15 protein-coding genes and 3 pseudogenes are annotated in these 18,483 nt (G+C 40.5%); 3 read left to right on the top strand and 15 right to left on the bottom strand.

The window, feature by feature from the left end; all coding sequences use genetic code 11:
- The 6 genes and pseudogenes from METMK1DRAFT_RS15815 to METMK1DRAFT_RS00290 all read right to left on the bottom strand — a co-directional run.
- Positions 1–601 (bottom strand): annotated as a pseudogene (locus METMK1DRAFT_RS15815) (IS701 family transposase); the annotation flags it as partial.
- 89 nt (positions 602–690) lie between these two features.
- A pseudogene (locus METMK1DRAFT_RS18585) lies at positions 691–851 on the bottom strand (IS1 family transposase); the annotation flags it as partial.
- A 142-nt stretch (positions 852–993) separates the two neighbouring features.
- Complete coding sequence (locus METMK1DRAFT_RS00305; protein WP_009069384.1) at positions 994–1,578, bottom strand: hypothetical protein; 585 nt, start codon at positions 1,576–1,578, stop codon at positions 994–996.
- 127 nt (positions 1,579–1,705) lie between these two features.
- Positions 1,706–2,578 (bottom strand): SDR family oxidoreductase, encoded by an 873-nt coding sequence (locus METMK1DRAFT_RS00300; protein WP_048087263.1) that lies wholly within the window; start codon positions 2,576–2,578, stop codon positions 1,706–1,708.
- 264 nt (positions 2,579–2,842) lie between these two features.
- The gene (locus METMK1DRAFT_RS00295; RefSeq protein ID WP_009069381.1) at positions 2,843–3,907 is read right to left on the bottom strand and encodes a glycosyltransferase; all 1,065 of its coding nucleotides are present in this window, start codon (positions 3,905–3,907) and stop codon (positions 2,843–2,845) included.
- A gap of 43 nt (positions 3,908–3,950) precedes the next feature.
- The gene (locus METMK1DRAFT_RS00290) at positions 3,951–5,000 is read right to left on the bottom strand and encodes a glycosyltransferase family 4 protein (RefSeq protein WP_245544502.1); all 1,050 of its coding nucleotides are present in this window, start codon (positions 4,998–5,000) and stop codon (positions 3,951–3,953) included.
- 97 nt (positions 5,001–5,097) lie between these two features.
- Here METMK1DRAFT_RS00290 and METMK1DRAFT_RS00285 point away from each other — a divergent pair, with 97 nt between their 5' ends.
- Together METMK1DRAFT_RS00285 and METMK1DRAFT_RS00280 are read left to right on the top strand one after the other, a co-directional pair.
- A complete protein-coding gene (locus METMK1DRAFT_RS00285) occupies positions 5,098–6,033 on the top strand; it encodes a glycosyltransferase family 2 protein (RefSeq protein ID WP_009069377.1) in 936 nt (311 codons plus the stop codon).
- A gap of 26 nt (positions 6,034–6,059) precedes the next feature.
- Positions 6,060–7,022 carry a glycosyltransferase family 2 protein gene (locus METMK1DRAFT_RS00280; RefSeq protein WP_009069375.1) on the top strand — a complete coding sequence of 321 codons (963 nt, stop codon included), beginning with the start codon at positions 6,060–6,062 and terminating at the stop codon, positions 7,020–7,022.
- Positions 7,023–7,044: 22 nt separating this feature from the next.
- Here METMK1DRAFT_RS00280 and METMK1DRAFT_RS00275 read toward each other — a convergent pair whose 3' ends face one another.
- The 9 genes from METMK1DRAFT_RS00275 to METMK1DRAFT_RS00230 all read right to left on the bottom strand — a co-directional run bounded on the left by METMK1DRAFT_RS00275 (position 7,045) and on the right by METMK1DRAFT_RS00230 (position 17,863).
- Positions 7,045–7,956, bottom strand: a complete 912-nt coding sequence (locus METMK1DRAFT_RS00275) for a glycosyltransferase family 2 protein (protein ID WP_009069373.1) — start codon at positions 7,954–7,956, stop codon at positions 7,045–7,047.
- Positions 7,957–8,022: 66 nt separating this feature from the next.
- The gene (locus METMK1DRAFT_RS00270; RefSeq protein ID WP_009069371.1) at positions 8,023–9,045 is read right to left on the bottom strand and encodes a glycosyltransferase family 4 protein; all 1,023 of its coding nucleotides are present in this window, start codon (positions 9,043–9,045) and stop codon (positions 8,023–8,025) included.
- A gap of 70 nt (positions 9,046–9,115) precedes the next feature.
- On the bottom strand, positions 9,116–9,973 hold the full coding sequence (locus METMK1DRAFT_RS00265; RefSeq protein WP_048087261.1) for a glycosyltransferase family 2 protein: 858 nt from the start codon (positions 9,971–9,973) through the stop codon (positions 9,116–9,118).
- Between the two features lie 53 nt (positions 9,974–10,026).
- Positions 10,027–10,536 (bottom strand): hypothetical protein, encoded by a 510-nt coding sequence (locus METMK1DRAFT_RS00260; RefSeq protein ID WP_048087247.1) that lies wholly within the window; start codon positions 10,534–10,536, stop codon positions 10,027–10,029.
- 1,991 nt (positions 10,537–12,527) lie between these two features.
- The gene (locus METMK1DRAFT_RS00250) at positions 12,528–13,187 is read right to left on the bottom strand and encodes a hypothetical protein (RefSeq protein ID WP_009069364.1); all 660 of its coding nucleotides are present in this window, start codon (positions 13,185–13,187) and stop codon (positions 12,528–12,530) included.
- Entirely contained in the window at positions 13,180–14,700 is a 1,521-nt protein-coding gene (locus METMK1DRAFT_RS00245) for a hypothetical protein (protein ID WP_155812231.1), read from the bottom strand. The genes METMK1DRAFT_RS00250 and METMK1DRAFT_RS00245 overlap by 8 nt, the downstream gene beginning before the upstream one ends.
- A 339-nt stretch (positions 14,701–15,039) precedes the next feature.
- The gene (locus METMK1DRAFT_RS00240; protein WP_009069361.1) at positions 15,040–15,726 is read right to left on the bottom strand and encodes a hypothetical protein; all 687 of its coding nucleotides are present in this window, start codon (positions 15,724–15,726) and stop codon (positions 15,040–15,042) included.
- Positions 15,723–16,823, bottom strand: coding sequence for a glycosyltransferase family 4 protein (locus METMK1DRAFT_RS00235; protein WP_245544497.1), 1,101 nt, complete (start codon positions 16,821–16,823; stop codon positions 15,723–15,725). The genes METMK1DRAFT_RS00240 and METMK1DRAFT_RS00235 overlap by 4 nt, the downstream gene beginning before the upstream one ends.
- Positions 16,802–17,863, bottom strand: coding sequence for a glycosyltransferase (locus METMK1DRAFT_RS00230; RefSeq protein ID WP_009069357.1), 1,062 nt, complete (start codon positions 17,861–17,863; stop codon positions 16,802–16,804). The genes METMK1DRAFT_RS00235 and METMK1DRAFT_RS00230 overlap by 22 nt, the downstream gene beginning before the upstream one ends.
- Positions 17,864–18,202: 339 nt before the next feature.
- Between METMK1DRAFT_RS00230 and METMK1DRAFT_RS00225 the strand changes: the two are divergent.
- Positions 18,203–18,483, top strand: a pseudogene (locus tag METMK1DRAFT_RS00225) (ISNCY family transposase); the annotation flags it as partial.

Here is an 18,483-nt window from a genome sequence, read left to right as displayed (position 1 = left end):
CCCTCACGAGCTTCTCGGACCAGTACCACGAGTCGAAGACGACCCTGGACACGCGGAAGCGCTCCTTGAGCACGTCCAACATCTCCCTGGCCATCTCGATCTTGGTCTTGAACTCGGTGACCATCCCCAGATCCAACATCTTCCTCACGACGTAGGGGAAAGCCCCCACCATGAACGTCCTGCCCGTGGAGAGGTCCACTATGGCGACCGTGAGGAGCTTGGCCCTCTCGAACCTCCCGTGGGTGTGGCAGTAGATCCAGTAGTTCTCAGGGGCTCACGTCCCTCCCCCTGGAGCGTCGTGGTCCACGGTGTCGTCTATGATGACGGCCACCTCACCCTTCACCAGCCCCGACAGGACCTCCAGGTAGTCCCTCCACGCGCCGTCGAGTTCTCCCAACGCCTCCAGCAGGTTCGCGTAGTCCAACCCGAACGTCTCGGCCGCGTTCCTCACGCTGGCCCTCCCACCTGCCAGGACCGTGAGGACTAGCGCCAACCCGACCTTCCTGCTCCTCCCCTTCCTCCTGACCACGCCCAGAACCTGGTTGACCGCCTTGACCAGCCTCTCCCTAGCGAGTTCGATCGGTCCCTTTCCGTTCAGCATCTTTTCAGCAGGAAGACGTCGAAAAATAAAAACTTCTCGCTAATACCGACTTCTTTGTATTACCTCCCTAAGATTCCCATAACTGCTGTCCTGGAGATGGCCCTCTCGCTCATGCCGTTGGAGTACATCTTCAAGGCCTCTCCCTGACCTCCCCTGGGTGACGGTGACAAAAGGCGTTGGACGCGAATGTCCTCCCACAGTCCCTACAGAGTCACTCCTGGACTCCCTTGACCTTACCACATTTCACCATGTGGTAACTACCACAGAAGGGACAGGAAACGTCCTGCGTAATGGCTTCTCACGACTGACGTTAGACATACAAAAATATCCACACTCTTTTTCCTGATTCAACGTTCATTATATTATAATTTAAGCGTTTAGAATATATCTAATTACATATGATATAAATAATTAAAATAATAACCATAAATAAACAATATAATAAGTAAAACTACATCTACTCCAATCGCGACAGCAATAGGAAAAATTATAGGAATCGTCAGGACTTTCATAATAACAAAAAGCGTAATGACTCCCAATGTGGCACATGAGATCAACTCAGCAATCGCAAGGTATAATACGGCTACGGTTAGCCTATGTACCTCCCCTGAAACTCGTCCAATTCTAGATACGATCTCTGCGTCCAATAGAACTCTCCTCAACTCCACAACTATTTCATCCATTTTAGACATAAAGACTCTATCTAAGTTGTTAACCTTTTCGATCATCTCATCTCTTAGAGGTGATTCTAAAAGCTTTATAAGCTCATCCATCATTTCTGCAGTAGTACTATTGGCAAAGAAATCAATAATATCTGAGATGAATTTACTAAAAATATTATTCCTATATTCCCCTACAAGGATTTTTACCCTAGATTCTAATATATTGGAAATTCTAATCGATAAAATCCCTAGAGTTGCGGATACGAGTATTATGATAACAGATAGGGTAACTAACGATGATTGTGTCGTCATCATATCTTATACTCTTTTGAAATACTTTAAAAAGAGTTTTGATCGAAAAAGAAAAATCTTGCATAACATTATTATTATAAGATCACTATTCTCAACGCTTAATATTTAAGTAAACGTGATTAGAATGTTATCATGACGAAATTGTGGACTCTGAGAGGACTAATTCACGTTTGAACAGCTCCAATGCCTTATCTAAGGTCATCGGTCCGTTCTTAAGGACCCTCTTTGCCTTTCCTACGTTCAGGGAAGAATTCTTAGGCCTCCTGGCAATCCACCCCATTGAATCCATGGTGACTGGTATTATGCGATTAACATCTAGGTCGAACAGTTTAGCCAACCTGATCCCAAACTCATACTTAGATATACTCACGTCATCAGTAGTATGTATAATACCATGAATTTGTCTACGTGTTATCTCATGGATCATCCTAGCTAAACCTAAATTTAGTGTAGGAGACGCTATTTGGTCGATTACTAATCTAATTGTTTGTCCTCCTGCCAAATTCCTTAAAATCCACAGAGCGAAATTTTCCTTCAATCTAGCATCCCAGGGACCATAAATCGTGGCAGGCCTCACTATTGCATACTCCTGCGTCTCACTTTCTATCGCCTTTTCTGCTTTAAGCTTGGTCAGACCGTAATGGTTTACGGGATTTGGAACATCTTCTTCAGTATAACTCCCAGATTTACCATCAAAAACATAATCTGAAGAGACGAACACTATAAAAGAGTTTAGGCGTCGAGCCTCTCTCGCTATCACTTCAGTAGCCATTTGATTAACTAGAGATGCCTCACTTTTATTGAGCTCGCAGTAGTCGGCGTTGGAGAAAGCCCCCGCATGTATTATCACCTTGGGTCTAACACGGTCTAACACTCTCCTGACACTCTCCAGGTCTCTAAGGTCCATTGGTACCTCACATGTTCTACATGCCCCTATAGAGCCAGGAATCTCCATTAAGATGGCACGACCTAAAAGGCCTGACCCGCCTGTTACCAGGATCATAAGACGTGGCCCCCTCAATACGTGATCTGGGCCTGATATTTGATTCCCTTGAAGATGTTTTCTCCATAATAGTAAGATAGTTGATTACACGTTTTATGATCGACGAGTATGTTATGTGGAATCACTCATTATATTGTTATGCTCGGCATTATTAAGCTTTTATCTGTCCTTTATTTGATAAAATATACTACACGTTAATTTCAGGACGTTAATTTAAAGCAAGTAGTAACAGAACTATATTACGTTAGAACAGAATCCCTTCAACTATACACCTTCGAGCCCTGGGGGAATTACCAAGGAAAACTTGCTTGTATTATATATCCTTCTCCTGAGCTCAGCGGAGAAAAGATCCAACAGGAACGCAGAGAGAGGTATCTTCAAGTGCGGTGCCTTATACAGGTCTAAGTGTATCTTCAGTCTGCTGTGTATTTCCTTAGCCTTACTATAAGCCCTCGAAAAACGGTCTGGATTGGCCCCACGATTCATTAAAATATTCTTCCTTATATTTTCTCTTATATAATTGGACAGATAATATTCCCTTACATATCGACTATATCTTGTATTTATCGACATTAGAAATAAAAACCGCATGACACTTGAGTAGGACTCCTTAACTTCTCTAGGGGTGAATGCGCTAACCTCATGATATCCAGTCATGAAGGGGTAATATTTGACGATGTAACCGTTCATATAGAGCTCTATACCTAATACGCTGTCGTCAAACCCCATCATGCCGATCTCGTGAAAAATGAATCCTCTCCTTTTAGGAAATTCAGCTCTTAATATAGCCAAAGCCCCTGCAGGATAAGTTATAAGGTACTCCCTATTAATGTCAATTCCTCTCACATAATTGGGATAATATAATTGACCATCCTCTCCTATGTATCTTCCTACGTCTAGAAATCCTTTAGGCCACCCTCTGATTATTCGACCTTGGCAAGCCCCTAACCTAGGTTCATTTTCCATCATTTCAACCAAGTTCTTGACCGCATCCGATTGTACCATAACGTCTGGGTTAACTAAAAGGTAGTATTTCGTATCGGGAGGTGAATTCCTGAAAGCTAAGTTGTTCCCTCCAGCCCAATACGTGTTCTCTTCTGATTTTATCACCTTAAATCCTAGACCTTCAGTTTCAGTTCTAATCAAGTTATACGTATCGTCTTGCGAGCCGTTATCGACCATTATGACCTCCTTGTTCGAGTAATCCATATCCTTGATGGATAGTATATTTTCCTTTATCAGATCCCTTCTTTTGGTGGAGTTATAATAGACCACTATCACCGTAACCTTTGGATACATGGAATCTGTGTACTTAGACTCTATAAACATTAAATAATTTCGTTTGCTTTGGAGCCGAGTGATCGGCTTAAGGTCAGGCCCTCTGATAAAGATTACTGTAAAATTCCAAATACATGGGTAATACCACGCTTAATTTAAAATTTTCAGCCCAGCTTCGGGCCCCAGCGCTCAACTTTGAGTGAATCACATCATCCTCCATTGACCTCAATCCTTCAGCCAAAGCCTCTGGCGAGTCCTCCGTCCTGATGCTAGAGACTCCAGGTGGTGATGCAAACTCTTGTCCCCCATGCCCCACTATTATGGATGGTATCCCCATTGCCTCTCCCTCTAAAAGAGTTAGGCCTAAGCCTTCGTAAGGGCTTGGATTGATCACAGCTCTTGATCTCCTTAGTAATTCAATTTTTGTGGCATCATCTACCTGACCAACATATTTGACATTGAGCTTCCTCTTATAAACCAATTTAGTGATCCTCTTACCTAACCCATTATCAGGACCCGCTAGAATCAGCGGTCTATCTGTTCCAGACAACTCATATGCTTTCAATAGCGACACTACATTCTTTTCTCTGCTAAGTCTACCTAGGTACAGGTAATGTTCATCTCCCCTTTTGCTTATTGAAAAAAATAGATCGTCGACTCCGTTAGGTATGAGCTTGGACTGAACCTTAAACTTCCTCTCCAATTTGATCTTCTCGAAGGGCGTAATTGATATTAACTTATATTGCCTGATAGTGTTTCTAAATAATGTGTCTACGATCCTGTAATAAGTCCAGTTTATTATGCCACTCTGCTTTAATGAATAAAAAGGGGAGTGAGGGTGAAGCACCTTAATTATACCTTCCATTTTCGCAATCTGAAAGACGTGAGGATGCCTCCATACATGGACATGAACAATGTCCGCTCTGCTCTCTTTTACCTTCGTCACCAATTCTGGTGAATATGAACCGTGACTCCAAGTTAGCTTTGGCCTTATTCTCAATATTTTTATACCGTTGAGCTCCTCGAAATGCTTGAACTTCGAGACCCCTCGTCTATCTCTGTTGTAAGTTATGACCACCACTTCAAATCCTCTTGAGGAGAGAAACTCAGATAGGTCCTTGACTACCTTCTCTACCCCTCCCATTACTGGGTAATAGAAAGGAGCTACCTGAACCACTTTCAAGCTATATTTGCACAGTGTTCATCAACACTTTTAAAGTTATAAATGTATAGTAAAGCGGATGAATCTAATACCTATTGTAATTATTAACTATAATGGGGCGGAACTCCTTAGGAGGTATCTGGACTCGGTGTTAGAGACGGATTACCCAGAGAAGGAAGTCATAGTCATAGACAACGGATCTAAGGACGAGAGTGTCTCATATCTAATGGAAAAGGGTGTAAAAACAATTCAATTGGGACGGAATTATGGCCCAGCATATGCCAGAAATGTTGCATTAAAGACCTTTAAAACTAAGTATATGGCGTTCCTTGATAACGACGTCATGACACCTAAGGATTGGCTTTATCCTCTCCTGGAATCGATTGAAGGAAAAGAGAACATTGCTGCTTGCCAGTCTCTTTATGGTAATTGGCCGTATCCTGAGCATCCTAGGGAAGTACCCTGGTTCTCCACCGCATCAGCGCTTACTAGGAGAGAAGTAATATCGAAATTGGGGGGTTTCGACGAACATTACTTCTTTTACTGGGAAGATGCAGAGTTATCTTGGAGATTATATAGAGCTGGATACAAGGTTCTTATGGTGCCAAAGTCTAAGGTTTATCATGAAGTTCACGGCACGTTCAAGAAGCTTCCGTCTCCTTTTACATCATATCTGTTCCTTAGAAATCAACTACTTTTGTTAGCTACATATTACGATAAGAAAAGGCTATTAACAACGTTTCCAGCTCTTCTGATGGTGAGGCTCTTCCAAATTACCCGCGGGGTAAATAAGTTAGCCAGGCTGAGGGCCATACTTAGTCTTATTCCTGAGACGAAGTATCTTTTGAAAAAGAGAAGTGATCTTAAAAAGATAACAGTGGACAGCTCTGATTCCTTCCTACAGATGATGGGAGACGAAGTCTTTGGTTATTCTGAATTTAGGTCTATGATAGAGGGTATAAATAAGAAACTAAAGGGTCGTGGTCACATAGAACTACAAGACGATAATAGATAAAGAATTCCTATTAGAAGGAGGGAGAGATGGTGAAATTAAGTGTTCTGGTGGTTAACGTTAAGGGAAAACATCACTTACCCAGGCTACTCACATCGTTAAGGGGGTCCACATTTAGGAACTTCGAGGTAGTCATTGTAGATGACTCAGATATGATAAGGCATCAAGATATTGATAATATTACTGTAAGAATTATCAAAATAGGAAAGGATCAAGGTTTAGCCTACTGTAGAAATTTAGCGGTAGAACACTCCACAGGGGAAATATTGCTTTTCTTGGATAACGACACCGAAGTTATACCAAATTCACTGGAGTTTTTAGTTAACTATCTAGAAGAAAATAGGAATGAAATAGTTCAACTTTTCCTTGTAACTCCAGAGGGAGAGATTGATAGTCTAGGAGGAATTATAGATGATCTAGGTTATCCCAAGGAATTAGGCAAGAATCTCAACGAAGAACTGGCTAACAAATTGAACGTTAACAAGTTGTTGTATGGGAAGGGAGCCGCGATAGCAATGCGCAGAGATGTGTTTTACAGGGTAGGAGGTTTCGACACTAAATTCTTCTACGGTTATGATGAGACAGACTTCTGTTTCAGGGCTGTAAGGTTAGGTTATCCTATCAAATTACTGAGGACCGCAAAGGTAATACATTACGAACACGGTTCCTTCTCCAAGGTCAGCGTTGAGAGAAAGGCTAGGATCACATTCTTTTTAGAGAGCAGGAGACTCTACTTTGTTCACAAAAACTTTACGAAAGGATTTCTATTCAGGAAGTCGCCCTCCATATGGTTTTACTTTATCGGAAGCGTAGTTAAAGACTTAACGAGCAGGAAGGATCCAATTCTCTTTAAGAGTAGAGTCAAAGCACTTTTGTGGTTCGTCTATTGCATTCCTGATATCGTCAAAATGAGGATCCTGCAAAGAAAAATCAATTTCATATATGATGAGGAGGACCTTATTAGACTTGGCCTTATTACGGAACGTTCATAAGCTTTGACATCACCTAGTTCTTCTATCTCTTCTCTTTAGATATAGAATACTCTAATCTCTTTATCATTGAGGATATGCCCATAGTCGTTAGGCCTTGCATGCCTATCAGAATTAGGGTTACTGCAATTAGTGCATAACCACTATGAAATATCCCATGGAGCATATATTCAAGAATGGTGTAGCCTAACAGTAGACTTCCAGGCAGGACTAACGAGGTTACTAATATGGAATAGAACAGAACTGGATTTTGATCCTTTGCCATCTTCAGTATGTACAAAAGTATCTTAAGACCATCTTTATATGAAGACAGTTTCGCTCTCCCCTTCCTTTTACCATATCTTATGGGAACGTAAGTGACCTTTCCTCTCTGAAGGGCCTGAGAGGCTATTTCTACCTCTATCTCAAAAGACTTTGAGTTTAAGCTGAACTGTCTTGCCACATCAGTTTTAATGAGATACATGCCGGATAGAACGTCTCCCACGTCGGTCGAGAAGACCAGGGAGAACAGTTTGTTTATCAATGAGTTTCCTATCTTATGCAGTCGAGATATACCATCTCTATCTCTCTTACCTATTACCTCCACATATTTTTTTGCATGAATGAGTAATTTGTATATATCTGATGGTGAATAAGTTCCGTCAGCGTCCATGAAGACCACATAGGGAGTTAAAACGTAATCTAAAGCGGTCTTTATTGCACCAGCCTTACCCTCCCAGTGTTGCTGTATGACCTTCACTTTCTTGGAAACGGCTATGTTAATGGTCCCATCCGTTGAGTAACCGTCTATCACGATAATGTTTTCAAAACCTTCCTCCCTTAATTTATCTATGACCTCACCTATAGCCTCTTCTTCATTCAGTGCCGCCAGGACAACCGTAATATCGTTTGGAGAGGGTGTGCCAGGATTCAAATAATCATTGCTCTGCACAGTCATGGTAGAACCTATTTTGCAGAATATTTAAGGCTTGATGTAAGATTTTTTCTGTGGTTCTAGAACACATCACGAAATTATATTTAACAATCTACGGGCAGAGTTCTTTGGCGAATGATCCCTTTCAATTATCTTGGGGTTTTCATGCTTAAAGTCCTCCACATCTACCTTATTTTCTAAAATGTCTAGGATGGCATTAACGAATTCCTCAACCGTCTCAGCATGAACGTACTTAACCCCCTGTATACCTTCTACAGCCTTCCTCGAGGCCACTATTGGCTTACCAGATGCCATATACTCCAGGATCTTAAGTTTCACACCTCCTCCCCTCATCAACGGAGCTATACATATATCCGCCCCAAGGATATAAGGTATGGTGGAGTTCACGTATCCTGTCGCAATTACTGGGAATTTTACTGGAGGGGGTGAGGGACCGACTAAATAGAAATATACCCTCCTACGTCTGTTCACCTCCTCAGATATCTTTACAACAATTTCTGCTGCCTCCCTGTTAGGTGGATAACCCATCCCGCCTACGAAAACAACTGCAGGTCTCTGCAACCTCATCGGTTCACGGGTTTCAAAGGATTCTACATCTATTACATTTCGTAGAATTTTCACTTTATTATTATGCAAAATCTCAGATTCTACTTCTGATGGAACTAATATTACATCACACGTTTTACCTATCCATTCGAGAAATTTTACGAGAGCCTTTGGGAACCTGCCCAGTCCAACGTCTTGAAAAGACTCAACAGAATGTAAATGCAAGACACACCTAGAACCGTTAATCCTTGCTGCAACGAGTGTGGGGACTATTGGCCAAGCCGTTTCTGCAATGTATACTTCCTCCTTTGCCTTCAAGAGCCTATTCAAAAATCTCGGCTCAAGTTGTCTTAACCACAAAAGTCTCTTTCCACTCTCCTCCGCGCGCCTGGTCGAGTACGCGAGGATGTCCACCTTCTTTTGTAAATTTATGAGTTCTTTACTTAGAAGGTATACCTGTTCATGGACTCCACCCCTTTGTGGGTAGATGGACTCCATCATCACGAATCCTATTCTGTTCAACTTATAACCCCAAGGCATCTTCATGATATTAAATTTTCGGAAACCTTTTAACTACACGTTAACCATCGCAGAATTGATGTATCTGACTGCATGCTTAAGTCAATTGTGAGTTTGGGGACCCGTAAACCTCCTCGAATCTTTGTTTAATCTCTTTAAAGACCGAATCCTTGCATCGATAACACTCAGATGTTATCATTTTGTAATGAATCCTCATTACCCAATCTAAGTTGGATAAATTGGATGGTACCTCGATGCTATAAAATAATTCTCTATAGTGATCAATAATATTATCTCCCCTAGAAAATAGCATGTTCGGGTTTCCTAGAAAATGAAGAAATCGATCAAAAGTTCCATTAAATCTGACTGGAATTCCTGCCACTCTTGCGTCCCTATACATTCTTATCCTATTCGTAATCCTCATGTGAAGGGGGCGTCTCATCTTATGCTCCCTTATATGTTTCCCGAAAAATTTCTCCATGCCAGGCAAATATAGATATCTACATTTTTCCGAGAGTCTTAACCACAAATCGATATCCTCCATGAAGTGCAAGTCTCTCCACCCACCCACTTCTATCAGTAGACCCTTTGGGGCTAGTATTGGAAAGGAGCTTCTACCCATGGTAACTCCGAATTCCCAATAATTTGCTAAATATTCTTCTGTGGCATCCATTAGATCGATATAGATCTGATCAGCGTCCAACGCCAAAATATACCTTCCAGAGGATTTGTTTAGGGCCAAATTTCTCGCCTTGCCTCTACTTCCCTTACTTCGAAGTATTTTAAATGTGGCCGATTCGAAAGATTTCAATATCTCATATGTCTCATCACTGCTATAACCCTCTACCACAACAACCTCAAATTTGCTATCTATCTGAGACAAGATATTGGAGATAACCTGCCCCACAACCTTTCCCTCATCCTTAGCTATCAGGTTAATACTTATCAGACTCATCTCCATTCCCCTCCCTTTGCTTACTTTTCCGGTGATTCACGATACCTAATCTCTCATTTTTTTACAAGTATGGTCACGCCAAGTATTACTGCAAGAGATATGATCACCGCTAAGCCTACATAGAGAGCATATTTAGGTGGGCACATTACATTCTCATTATTTCCCGACGTAATGTTGGAGTCCATATGAGGATAATAGTTGACCTTCAATGACAGAGGAGAATTTATAGTATAATTCATTTGAGCCCCTCCGGATTCGTTTAAGACGAAAAAGCTTCCATCATAAAGGAATGTACCGGGCACATACATTATGGTTCCGTTTGGCTCCCATAACGAAATGTTATATATTGTATAGTTTCCATAGAGACCCCTAATGTTAACAAAGTACTGAACAGTGTAGTAATCCCTTATGATCTGCGGAGAGCTCAGGTTATATATATTATACACATTCGAAGATATGATGAGTCTCTCCCCAGAAGACAGATATGCGATAGTGTATATCTCGATATTAGTCCCTTTACCATACCAGCCAGATGTCAGAGTGGAATTAGTACCATTGACCACTGCGGGTACCCTCAGCGGAACTTGGATATAATATTCAAAATAATACTTTAGCTCTGTATAATTATAATAACTCAACCACTGGGGGGGGAAGATACACCCTCGTTACATTCGTCAAATATATTATCTGATGAGGGACGAACACGGTTGTTCCGTTAAATATCCAAATGGACCTAGTGGAGAAGAACGTATCTTGATATTCTACCTCGACGTTGTAGGGCAAGTTGATAAGCCGCTGGATATGCTGGGTATCGTTTATTGTAAATGGATCTGCCACGTATAAGTAACCTATTGAATCTCCTTCCGTTATTATCCTTGTAGTATTATTTATATAAATATACAGAGGAATATCGATTTCCATGGATCTATTGTACCAACCCGAGGTATAGTTGATAATAGAAGAACCGTTATAACCCAAAACTGGTCTTATGAAGGTCAAGTAAACTTGTTCTATTTGGATGTCACTCAAGTTCATTGGCGAGCGAACGATCGTTGAACCTATAAAGTTGCCATAAGTGTAGTACCTAACTCCAGTGGAAAGATAAATATAACGTGGAATGGTTATATTTGTATAATTATTATACCAATTGGAATAGAGTTTCATCAATGAGCCATTCAAGTAGCCCATTATGCCTGATGAGAAGTTCAAGTAGAATTGAGAGGTGAATTGCACACTTACATTTAAAGGCGAGTTAACGAAGATAGACTGTACCGCTGTTCCATTTACATGGATGGATGAAATAACAACTCTATCGTATAGATCAATATAATAGTAATAATCTCTTGGAATAGGTATTGTATAACTAGAGTTATACCAACCGGAATGTATTGGGATCGGATACTCCGAGTTTATACTTACAAAATATTGTTTAACATAAATGGACTGAATTGTGAGTTTTGTAACTGTGTAATTTAAATTCGGATATATAATCACTGACTCGTTTCTGACTAAAGTGCCATTGATCTTCATTCCGAGATATATGAATCTTGTACCAGAATTCATGTAAACCGGACTAACAAAGGTTACGTTCAATGGTTTAGTTGAATTGGAAATGTAATAGGTTCCTGGAGAGTAGAGCGTCTTATTAAGATAAAAATCAAAAGGAGAGTATATTTTTACATCCAATTTATGAGTGACCTGCGTCGTCAATCCTAGTGAGTACATAGGAAAAATCGAGGCCAAAACTATCACGCCAAAGAGCATCAGGATTAAATACTTCATGGTTTAGTATAATGGTAACAGGGATATATTAGCGTTAACTTAGATCCTAGGCACTCATAATCCATCACAAATTTGATTTAGCTCTGTTTCAAGCGAGAAAAGTGTAATGAAGAATCGTTAAACTTTCAGGATTTTCGTTAAATTACGAAAAATATACAGAAATAAAGATGATTCTTAAAGGATACCTGTGTTACCCAGATCCTATCAGTAGAGTCCATCAACGGAATATCAATCTAATAGTGACGGATTTTTAGATCCAAGTGAAGGTTACTGCTTATCGCTCTACTTTCTCGCTTAGCCTGTCACTGTCCTGAAGGAACTAACCCTCAGCATGATAATCCATAAGCAAGAACCATGTTAAATACGTTCTCAATAAACGACAAATTCCCATAGCGTCAACATCAAGCTACAAATATAGGGTTAGGATGTTCTCCTTAAGAGTGCTTTGTGGGACTGTTCAATTTTCTTAGGCGTTGAGCCCAGTGAGTTTTCTTGATTTCAAAATTTACTGTTGAATTGAAAATAAGTTTAACGTTACTCCTGATAAAAATTGGAGTAGTCCATAAAACACCTTGAGAGTATAGCTTTATTTACCCTTTATAAACCGGTCTCATTTTATAGAAGAAAATTTTGTGGCTTGGTGCTGACACCGTCACAAATTTCCAAGGAAAGGTTGGCCATTCATAACATTAAATTTGTTTTTGAATAGCTAATTTAAATCAGGAAAATACCCACACTCTCGTTCTCATGTTACAGTTTTCGCTTCTAAGACTCAACGGATTTTGTCAGAAAGTAAAAGCGTGGATAACAACTCCTTGAATTCGTCTATAGGATAGGTTGGCCTCGATATGATTATCGTTGGATGAGATCCCAATAAGAGTTTCAATAGTATCGTGTTATTTTGGAGATCATAATATTTATTTAAAAAGATGAGGGGTGTTCCTATAAGTATTATTCTGCCCTTCCCATATTCTAAGAGCGAAATGATGCTCTGATTGTTATAACTCATCAAACTGTTACCTCCTATGACAGGGTGTACATAAGGGAAAACGAATAGCAGGGATCCATCTTTAACCAACAAAATAGGGCCAGTCAGGTAATAATAGTTCTTACCATTTATCAGTTCATCCCCTAGTATTAGGGGCACCTTAAGTACTTTGGTCATATAGTAATTGACGAGTGACTCGTTACCCGCAATAATCAAGGTATTTCCATATCTCACGTAGTTACTTAAATTCACGTTATAATTTGTTACGAGTAACAGCAGCGTTATGTTCGATTCTGAATAATTTCCAAAGTATCTAAGTAAACATGACGTACCACTGTATCCAGTATTATAAGCAGAAAATGCCATATTATCTGGATATAGAGACGTAGTAAGGAACGTCATAAGTATCACCACAAGTATTCCGATCACAAGAACCCTACTCATCTACTCTCCCCCTGACTATCTTTCCCTCTATAAGTTCACTCGATTTTCGCTCATCACTCTTGTTTTTCTTAGCCCTAAATAACAGAAGAGATGATATCAGAATAATAAATATATATATGAGCGGATTTATAATAAGTGTCGATCCTTCATAAGTTTGACTATAATAATAATATTGTGGATCAGTCTTAATATAGATTATCTGCTTACCATATAATGTGGTTAGCTTCGGGGGTATAATTACCCTGAAATGTCCATTTGTTATGGTACCTTCGAACCTTTGGTTTCCCACGAATATAAACACCTTCACCCCATTCAGACTTAGGTTTTCGCCTGATACTGTGCCAGAGACAACTAATGGCAAGGGTATTACCCAGTATTTGGATATTGTCGTGCTCACGTTGGTCGAGAGTAGGATTGGTCTGAAATAAAGTGTAGCATTGGCTGGAGAATAGGACCCCTGTGATAAGACATAGAAATTCACTGGATATGAACTATTAGAGAGATTGTAAGGAAGGGGGAACCTCACAGAAAAGTTACCAGCAACTACATATGATCTGGAATAATTGAAGATTTTAATCAACAAAGTCCTGTTGGCACCACTAACACTGCCCACTATATCTAAACTGCCTGTGATTGGAGCTGTCCTGTTTATCAGACTCACGTTGAACTTAGTTACAATCACGTCTGTCCTAACTTGAAATTTAGTAAAATTAGGAAGGTAGGGTGGCGATCCAGTATAAAAGATCCTAACGGTCAGATGGGTCACATATATAGGTACATACAACTCGAACGTGAATAGACCCTCCTTCACTGGTACCGTTTCGGTGTAGTTCAAATACTCTATTATCACCTTTCCGGTCTCGTTATGTCCAATTTTTGAATAGACTTGTCCAACCAGTGTAATGTTCTGCCTCACAGGGATCTTATCGGGAAAGTGGATCTCCAATTGAACCTTGTACGTGGAATAATTGGAGATATCTTTTATGAGCTCATAGTAAGTTTGTGCGTCGTGAACGTAGGACGAGACTGTCGCATTTATTTTATCTATCTTATACAAAACGTCATAATAACCGTTAACTGTCGAATATTCCCTGAGATATTCCAAGTTATATCTCGTGTTTAAGAAAATAGGAGCAAACTCGTTATACGTAGCTATAAGTTCTCTACCAACCTGTATTGAAAGTTGAAAATTTCCCTCGCTCAGATAGGTTAAAAACTGGTTATGCAAATAATGCGATCTGTTCTCTAGTATCAATAGTGCGATAATATCATGGAAGGTAGAGTTTATGGGGTCAATTAAGCTTGGACAAATGTAAAGAAGCGGAGGAGTCGCGTTGATATCATCATTACGAATTATCGTAGAAAAATATTCCAGAATAGGATAAGTGTTGGGTTTTGGGTTCAGGTACCTCCCAACGTATTGTTCGCTACTATAGCCTGCCTTAATTCCAAACGAGTTTAGAGAACCTATAAAGGAGATCGCGATAAGAACGATGAAAAGAATCCCAATCAATACCTCTCTTCTTAAGATTAAACTGGAGAACTTGACAAAATAGATAGTAAATAGGAGTACCGCACTGAAAGTTATCACGTACAGCGAAAGGTATAACTCAGGTCTCAGTATGAAAATTAATGTGCTAGTGATTAGGACTAACAACAAAGCTATTATACCTAAAGTCTCCTTAGGTAGACTTATAACAGAGTCCATTATGTCTCGGTTAGGTTTCTGTTGTGATCTTAAAGATATAAAGCTTTGTTTGATTTAGTTATATCGGATACGAGAAAATCATGAAGAGATGAACTAATGCTTGAGATGCCTCTACATAATCCTAGTAAATATTCAAAACTAAGGTTATATTAGACTTATTTTTAATTTAAGTATCTTTCCCTGTAACTTTTGATCGTCTATGAAGACAGGCCTAGATAAAGCCTCAGCTATCAATGATCCGACTACGAGGCTTGGGACATAACCCACGACCTTATACTTGGAGAGTGGTTTTGGATCCATGATTTCCACAACTATGTTATCTACTTTAACCTCCTTTATCTTCACATCTCTCGCGAATCCGAAGAGCTCTACCACTCCCTTCTTCAAGATGAACGACACATCCTCTTTAAAGGAGAGCGTCTTCCTCAGCTCCTCAACGACTAAAGAGCCAGGAGTTTCTAGGAATATTCCCAAATGCTTTCCATCAAAAATATTAATGAGTTTTTTTCGGACTTCCTTGATATCTATGGGATACTCATCCAGGAGGAGCATGCCGTTATGTCCCATACTAGAGGGCATGAATATCCTGTAAAATCTCTCCTTTCCGTAATAGATGAAGATTGATTCTATGTTTCTCGCCAAGGTCTCAATCATAATATCAATTTCACGCATTCCGTTGTCTAACGACACAGCATACGTAGTCACACCGACTATAATGATTCCAATAGATAGAATTGCTATTGGAGGATAGAGGAGCAAAAACTGGCTGATCATAAACATTGACACGCCTAAGGCTATCATTAGAGCCCAAACGTAATTATCCGACTTCATTTTTCCATACCCCTATATATTTCCTCTAACTTAAATACTACTGTGTCCCAACCTACAACTTCTTTCCTCCCTCTTAGTCCCATCTCTGTCCTCAGTTCCGTATCGTCAAGTACCTGATTGACTGTTTCTGCCAAGATCCTTGGATTTGAAGGAGGTACAAGTAGGCCATTTCTACCATGTGTGATTCTAGCTCCTAAACTTCCTACATCACTGGCGACAACCGCCTTTTCTCGACTCCACGCCTCACTTAAAACTATGGAGAATGCCTCCGCGTAATCAGAGACGCTTGGTATAATAACAAGTTCCGCCGAATCTATTACCTTTATTTTTACATTTTCGTCGATGTATCCCAGGAACTTTACCTTATCGTTGACTCCCAGTTTCCTAGAGAGTTTCTCGTAATATTTTAGATCTCCTGGTCCTGCAATTACGACCTTAGACTTAATCCATCTCGACGCCTTCAACAAAACCTCTATCCCCTTCAGCTTATGGAGACGACCCACATATAAGACGTAATTTTCACCTATCTCATCGTAAAAGCTAGTTGTCTTGCCTGTAGTCAAATACTTGTCATCAACTCCGTCAGGAACTAAATGTGCAGGCCTACCATATCTTTCCCGAAGCATCTTGAGGTCTCTCATGTTTTTCACTATAAGAGTTTTGGATATTTTTATAATTTTTCTAGCAGTTAATCTATTATATACTGGAGAAAGACGTCTTATAAACGGATTTGGATGGTCCGACAGCGACTCTAACGCCATAACGCTCACCACGGAGTTTTGATTTTTATGGAGCAATAGCGCAGAGAATAATGAATTCTGTGAGTGAAAATGAATCACGTCAGACTCCATTGTTTCAATCCTATTTGTCAAAGGTATGGTTAAATCGGACATGCCCAAGATATTCAAACTGGGTATTCGAATTATGTTGAAAGGGAACGATACGTCTCTTGGTACTTTGGAAGACGTTACAACCTCAACCTCATGTTTTTTGGAGAGTCTCTTGGAAATTTCATAGACTACTTTCTCTATTCCACCGATTGTTGGATAGAACGAGTGACTGACTTGAATTATTTTCATTTCTTTTCCTTCCTCCACACTACGACTTCCCCCTTCAACGCGAAGAGTTGGGAGATCAAAAGGAATATCTGATTAGGGGCCCATGCCATTAAAAGGCTTCTCGTCTTCTTAGGTAGAAGAGCTAAAGCAACTAAGAGAAAGAGCACCCCTAGTAGGTACAAGTTGCTTATCCCTATCAGGATGAGACCCGAAACCAGCAACCATGGCTCCACAGTGTGAAAGTAAGTTTCTAGGCCAAAAACGACCTTGAACCTGGGATCTCCCTTCCTCATCACTTTAACAAAATTTCTGGTGAAGTGCCTAACCAGATGGGATCCCCTTCTTACCTTCCAGCTTACATATTCTAAGAATTTTTTGGGTGCGTCTTCAACTACTCTCATTGTTGGTATGGCTATTGCCCTATAACCTTTCAATGCAATTAGAGTTGCAATAGTACTGTCGTCGGCTCCTACAATTGGTAACTCATCAGGCTGCACCACACCTCTCTTAAACGCTACCATTTCCCCGTTGAAAATTGGAGTGGAATATACTGCGGATTCACCGACCCTTATGAGATTATAGAAATCCCTATAGGAGTTCTCATCTTTCCGGTTTGCAGTTTTGACGCAAGTTACTCCTCCAATTTCACCAGATAAGTATCTTAGGGCGCTCTCCAACGGGTCATTCCAAATGGCGTCGACGTCAGTCATTACAATGATCTCTCCCTTGACTCTCTGCATAGCCTCCTTGACCGCCACTATTTTACCCCTCCTTTGTCTTTCCCTTATCAATATTAGATTAGTATAATTACCACTCATCACCTTCTCGTATGTTCCATCCTCACTGGAATCCACAACCAATATCTCCATTCTGTCGTTCGGATAGCTTTCCATGACATTTTTGATTTTATTATTTATTCGATCCTTTTCATTATAACTGGGAATGATCACTGAGATGAAAGGCAAGTCTTTTAACTTCCCTTTCTCCTCCAACTTCCTCCTACTTAGTATCACGAAATAAACAGAGGGGATTAATGCATGAAACAGAATTAATAGCAGACCCATAGTAGCGAGACTCATCTGACACTAAACTATTTCAAAGGAAACTTATTAAACTTATTCTTACGAGTGCTTTGTGGTCTACTCCAATTTTTATCAGGAGTAACGTTAAACTTATTTTCAATTCAACACTAAATTTTGAAATCAAGAAAACTCACTGGGCTCAACGCCTAAGAAAATTGAACAGTCCCACAAAGCAAGATACAATATTTCATGTGCGTCAGATTCCATAAGCTTGAGATACGCATTTAACTCTCGTTAAATTGAATCAACAGCAGTTATGGGAATCTTAGGGAGGTAATACGGGAAAGTCGGTATTAGCGAGAAGTTTTTAATTTTCGACGTCGTCCCACTGAAAAGATGACGAACAGAAAGGGAGAGGTCGAACTGGCTAAGGAGGATCTGATCAAGGCGGTCAACCAGGTCCTGGGCATAGTGAGGAGGAACGGGAGGAGCAGGAAGGTCGGGTTGGCACTCGTCTTGATGGTCCTGCTAGGTGGGAGGGCCAGCGTGAGGAATGCTGCTGAGACGTTCGGGTTGGACTACGCGAACCTGCTGGAGGCGTTGGGGGAACTCGAAGACGCGTGGAGGGACTACCTGGAAGTCCTGTCGGGGCTGGTGAAGGGTGAGGTGGCCGTAAT

Source organism: Metallosphaera yellowstonensis MK1 (assembly GCF_000243315.1).
In the GTDB taxonomy this organism is placed as follows: Archaea; Thermoproteota; Thermoprotei_A; order Sulfolobales; family Sulfolobaceae; genus Metallosphaera; species Metallosphaera yellowstonensis.
Note: the sequence above shows the minus strand (reverse complement) of the source record. Positions and strands in the feature narration are given on the sequence as shown.